The 5312-nt window shown below is 76.2% G+C and carries 5 protein-coding genes and 1 pseudogene; 1 reads left to right on the top strand and 5 read right to left on the bottom strand.

Annotation, left to right across the window (positions count from 1 at the left end; translation table 11 throughout):
• Positions 1-165: 165 nt before the first annotated feature.
• From CBZ_RS17865 to CBZ_RS17845, 5 genes are all read right to left on the bottom strand, one after another.
• Complete coding sequence (locus CBZ_RS17865) at positions 166-699, bottom strand: RNA polymerase sigma factor (RefSeq protein ID WP_130782821.1); 534 nt, start codon at positions 697-699, stop codon at positions 166-168.
• 184 nt (positions 700-883) lie between these two features.
• Positions 884-1123, bottom strand: a complete 240-nt coding sequence (locus CBZ_RS17860) for a hypothetical protein (protein ID WP_130782820.1) — start codon at positions 1121-1123, stop codon at positions 884-886.
• 13 nt (positions 1124-1136) lie between these two features.
• The gene (locus CBZ_RS17855; RefSeq protein ID WP_130782819.1) at positions 1137-2333 is read right to left on the bottom strand and encodes an inorganic phosphate transporter; all 1197 of its coding nucleotides are present in this window, start codon (positions 2331-2333) and stop codon (positions 1137-1139) included.
• Positions 2334-2458: 125 nt separating this feature from the next.
• Positions 2459-3991, bottom strand: a complete 1533-nt coding sequence (locus CBZ_RS17850) for a hypothetical protein (protein ID WP_130782818.1) — start codon at positions 3989-3991, stop codon at positions 2459-2461.
• Positions 3984-4532 (bottom strand): RNA polymerase sigma factor, encoded by a 549-nt coding sequence (locus CBZ_RS17845; protein ID WP_130782817.1) that lies wholly within the window; start codon positions 4530-4532, stop codon positions 3984-3986. The genes CBZ_RS17850 and CBZ_RS17845 overlap by 8 nt, the downstream gene beginning before the upstream one ends.
• A gap of 84 nt (positions 4533-4616) precedes the next feature.
• Between CBZ_RS17845 and CBZ_RS17840 the strand changes: the two are divergent.
• A pseudogene (locus tag CBZ_RS17840) lies at positions 4617-5312 on the top strand (MFS transporter); the annotation flags it as partial.

Here is a 5312-nt window from a genome sequence, read left to right as displayed (position 1 = left end):
CGGCGGCCACGGCCACGGCGGCCACCGCCTCGAACGAGTGCCGGCGGGCGCGTCGGCCGCGGACGGCCCGGCGGGCGCGGGCGACGACGGCGTCGAGGGGGGCGTCGCCCAGCGCGCGCTCACGCTCGGCGGTCGCCGCGTGGATCAGGTCGGACAGGTCGCGCGTCATGCCGTACCTCCCGCGGGGACGACCCGCACCGACTCGCCGGGAACGGTGCTCGTCGTGCCGAGGAGCGCGTCGAGCGCGGCCACGCCGTCGGACGTGTACCGCTTGACGGCCCCCTCGCTGAGGCCGAGCAGGGCCGCGGTCTCGGCCACCGACGCGTCGTCGAGGTACCGGAGCACGACGCACGCGCGTGCCCGCGGGGCGAGCGTCGCGAGGGCTGCCTCGAGCCGGCCGGGGAGCGTCGTCGGCTCGGCCGGAGGACGCTCGTGGGCGAGCCGGGCCACGAGCGCGCGCTGGCGGGCGGTCCGGCGGGTGCCGTCGACGAACCGGGTCACGACGGCCCGCCGGACGTACTGCTCGGCCTGCGCCACCGACGTGAACCGCGCGCGGCTGGAGAAGGCGGCGACGACCGCGTCCTGCACGAGGTCTTCGGCGTCGGTGCGTGACGCCGTCAGCAGCATCGCGCGGGCCACGAGGCGCGTGTACCGCTCCCGTACGACCTGCTCGAGCAGGGGTTCCCACCGTCGGGTCACCGCCGCTCCTCCCGTCCTCGTCGTCCTGCGTGCGGACAGAGAACGACGGGAACGGGCGTCCGACGTTGGGTCGGTCGCGCGGTTCACCCGATCGGGCGATCCCGATCCAGCGCGGTGGTGGGGAAGGTCCGTCGCCGCTCGCGCGACACACGTTCCACGCGGACGGGCGCCGCGGGAGCGGCTGCTACTTGGTGCCGCCCGTCGCGACGAGCCACACGGCGAACCCGACGACGGCGACGACCGTCACGACGAGGGCGACGGCACCCGCGAGGCGGACCGGGGCGCCGGGACGGGCGGGCGCGGTGCCGCCGTCGGCGGTGGTGAGCTCGGGGGCGGCGACGCGGGCCGCGCTCGCGGCGAGGGCGGGCACGCCGACGCCGAAGACGAGGCTGAGCCCGAGCACGGTGAGGACGGTGGTGAACACGGTGGCTCCTGGCTCAGACGGCGACGGGCGTCGGGGCGGTGGGGACGACGTCGTCGTGGACGACGACGGGGTGCGCGGCCGCGGGCGCCGCGGCGGGGGCGTCCTGCTCCCAGTCGGCGGTGACGTTGTGGGCGTCGACGGCGGCGCGGCGCGAGCGCCACCAGATGACGGCGCACACGGCGCTGACGACGCCGAGGACGGCGGGGATGCCGGCGTCGCCGCCGACGACGTGCTCGAGGCCGACGGCGAGCGCGCCGAACGCGGCGGCGGCGGGCAGCGTGATGAGCCAGGCGACGCCCATGCGGCCGGCGACGGACCAGCGGACCTTCTCGCGACGTCCGACGCCGGACCCGAGGATCGAGCCGGTCGCGACCTGCGTGGTGGACAGCGGGAAGCCGAACGCGGACGACACGAGGATGACCGACGCGGACGACGTGTCGGAGGCCATGCCCTGGGGCACCTGGATGTCGGTGAGGCCCTTGCCGAGGGTGCGGATGACGCGCCACCCGCCGAGCGCGGTGCCCGCGGCCATGGCGAGCGCGCAGGAGATCACGACCCACGTGGGGACGCCGGACCCGGCGGGGACGGCACCGCCCGCGACGAGCGCGAGCAGGATGATGCCCATGCTCTTCTGCGCGTCGTTGGTGCCGTGCGCGAGGGAGACCATCGACGCGGACGCCATCTGGCCCCAGCGGAGCTGCCGGTCGCGGGCGTCGGCCGGGACGCGGCGCGTGATCCGGTAGACGAGCGCGGTGGACAGCGCCGCGACGGTCCCGGCGATCACGGGCGCGAGCAGCGCGGGCAGGACGACCTTGAGGACGAGCCCGCCCCAGACGACGCCGCCGGTGCCGACGGCGGCGAGCGTCGCGCCGACGAGCGCGCCGACGAGGGCGTGCGACGACGACGACGGCAGGCCGAGGTACCAGGTGACGACGTTCCACACGATCGCCCCGGCGAGCGCCCCGACGACGAGGGGCAGCGTCACGACGTCCTGGTCGACGATGCCCTTCGCGATGGTCGCGGCGACGGCGAGCGACAGGAAGGCGCCGACCATGTTGAGCGCCGCGGACAGCAGCACGGCCGTCCGGGGCTTGAGCGCTCCCGTCGCGATCGACGCGGCCATGGCGTTGCCGGTGTCGTGGAAGCCGTTGGTGAAGTCGAACGCGAGTGCTGCCGCGACGACGAGCGCGAGGATGAGGGTCCCGTCCACGTGCTAGAGCGTGCCGGGTCCGCGGGGGTGCTCGTGACCGAAAAGGTCCTAGTTCACCGAGAGTTCATCTTCGGAGGCGGACTGTTCACGCGAAACGGTGGCGCGTGTGGTGGACGTCACCTCGCTCACCGGCCCACGACGAAGCTGCCGGACGCCTGGTCCCACCAGCCGTCGGCCGCCACGACGTCCGGGTCGTCGACGTGACCGTCGTCGAGCCAGCCGAACGTCGTCACGGCGCCGGTCGTCAGGTCGGTGCGCACGTCGCGCTGCGGTCCGGAGCGTCCACCGGCGTAGCACCCGTTGAGGTGCGTGTGCACGGCGCCGGCGGCGAAGACGAGCGTCCCGCCGTGGTCGGCGTCGCCCCACTGCCCCGTGACGGGCGTGACGACGCCCGCGTCGAGCACCGCGGGGTCGCTGACGACGTCGCACGGGTCGGGCTGGACGACGAGCCCGAGGCCGAGACGGCCGTCGCCGAGGGGCCACGCGTCGCGCACGGCCGTGTCGGTCGTCGCGACGAGCCTGGGCTCGGCGGGTCCGGACCCGGCGGTGCGGGCGACGTCGTGCCCGCGCAGCTCGTACCGGGTCGTCCCGGGGACGGGGCACGCGACGAGGACCTCGTGGTCGCCCGACCACCCGGCGTCGAGGCAGCCGGGGTCGGTGGGCAGCCCGGTGAGCGCGTGCCGCTCCCCCGTCGCGACGTCGACCGCGTGCGGCGCACCGGCCGTGTCGACGACGACCGCCCAGGCGCCGTCGGGGCTGACCGTGGGCCGGCGCAGGCCGGACTCCCCGAGGTCGCGGACCTGGCCGTCGGGCGCGGCGGCCACGAGCCGGATCCCGGCGCCCTCGCCGTACGGCACGGCCGCGAGCGGGTCGCCCTCGGCGCCGGCCGACGCCTCGTCGTTCACGACGCGCACGGGCGGCGGGTACATCGGGGACGCCCGCTCGGGGTCCACGCCCGCGGGTGCCGGGGCGGTCAGCCACAGCGTGTCGCCCGTGCCCGCCCGGCCGACGTACTGGTGCATCCAGTCGAGCCGCGGGAGCGCCGCGAGCTCGCCCGTGCGCAGGTCGAGGGTGCCGAAGACGGGCCCTTCGACGTCCCGTCCGGCGAGCGCGACCAGCGCCTGCGACCGGCCCGCCTCCCAGTCGAGGACCGAGACGGACGTCCACGGCAGGGACAGGTGCAGGAGCGTCGTCCGCTCGCCCGTGGGCGACACGAGGTGCAGGACGGTCCGCGAGTCCTCGTCCGTCCAGACGTCCATCGTGCCGGGACGGACCTGGGTGGACACGCTCAGGATCCACCCGGGCGTCGTCGCGTCGAGCACCCCGGCGGGGACGGGCTGCGGCACCGCCACGGCGACCGGAGCGGCGGCCGAGTGCGCGCCCGGCGTCGGCGACGGGGAGGCAGACGGGACCGAGGACGTCGACGGCGTGCCCGCGGGCGGCGTCGCGTCGGGCGAGGCCCCCGCCCACCACGCGGCGGAGCCCATCGCCCCGGCGAGCACCACGCCGAGGGCCGTGTCACGCGTGTGCCGCAGGCCGCGGCGGCGACGCACGCGCTGCACGGTGCGCGACACGACGCCGGGCGCGGGCACGGCTCCCGCCCGCACGCGGGCGATGCCGTTCTCGGTGCCGGCCAGCAGGTGTCCGAGGTCAGTCACGGTGGGCCTCCTCAGGGCTCAGCAGGGCGAGGCGCTCGCCGTCGTCGTCGGGTGGGGCGACGTCCAGGCGTCGTTGCAGCGCGGCGGTGCCGTCGGCCGTGTACCGCTTGACGGCCCCCTGGCTGAGGCCGAGCTGCTCGGCGGTCTCGGCGATCGACAGGTCCTCGACGTGCCGCAGGACGACGCACGCGCGCTGCCGCGGCGTCAGGGCGCGCAGCGCGGCCACGACGTCCTGCTGCAGGCCGGGCAGCTCGATCTCGACGACCGGGACCGGCTCGGCGACGGTCCGCTCGACGGCCCGGCGCTCGCTCGCGGCGGTCCGCGCCCGGTCGATCGACCGGCTGACGATCGCGCGACGCACGTACTGCTCGGCCTGCGCGACGTGCGTGAACCGCGCCCGGCTGGCGAATGTCGCGACCAGGGCGTCCTGCACGAGGTCCTCCGCGTCGGCGTCGGCCACGACGAGCGTCGCGCGCGCCAGGAGCCGCGGGTACCGCTCGTCGACGAGCTGCTCGAGGACCGTCTGCCACCGGGCCGTCACCGGCACCTCCCCCGCGTCGTCGTGCGCTCCACGCAGGGGAGAACGGAGCCCGCGTCGCGGAGGTTGGGGTGGCCGGGTGCGAGGATGAGCGACGTGCAGGTGATCGCCGACCTCCGGGCCCTGTGGCCGCTCGAGGGCTTCCGCAGGCTCTTCGCCGTGCGCCTCGTGAGCCAGACGGCCGACGGGATGTTCCAGGTCGGGCTGGCCACGCTGTTCTTCTTCTCGCCGGAGAACGCGAGCACCGCGACGGGTGTCGCGGCGGCCTTCGCGGTCCTCCTGCTGCCGTTCACCGTGGTCGGCCCGTGGGCGGGCGTGCTGCTCGACCGCTGGCGACGCCGGCAGGTGCTGCTGTACGGCAACCTCGTGCGGGTCGCGCTGACGCTGACGATCGCGCTGGTCATGGCGACCGACGGCGTGAACGTGGCGGTGTACGTCCTCGCGCTGCTCAACCTGTCGATCAACCGGTTCCTGCTCTCCGCGCTGTCGGCGTCGCTGCCGCGCGTCGTCGACGGTCCCCTGCTGCTCACCGCGAACTCCCTGACGCCGACGCTCGGTGCGGCGGCCGCGGGCGTCGGCGGCGGGATCGGGCTCGTCCTCGGCCTGGTGCTGCCGGACGGTCGCGGCAAGGACGCCGCCGCCCTCGTCCTCGCCGCTGCGGTCATGGGCACCGCCGCTGCGCTCGCGACGCGCCTGGGCCGCGACCAGCTCGGCCCGGTCGAGCGCGCCGACCCGACGCAGCTGCGCGCCGCGCTCGGCACCCTGGCGCGCGGGCTCGTCGCC

It is taken from the genome of Cellulomonas biazotea (assembly GCF_004306155.1).
In the GTDB taxonomy this organism is placed as follows: domain Bacteria; phylum Actinomycetota; class Actinomycetes; order Actinomycetales; family Cellulomonadaceae; genus Cellulomonas; species Cellulomonas biazotea.
Note: the sequence above shows the minus strand (reverse complement) of the source record. Positions and strands in the feature narration are given on the sequence as shown.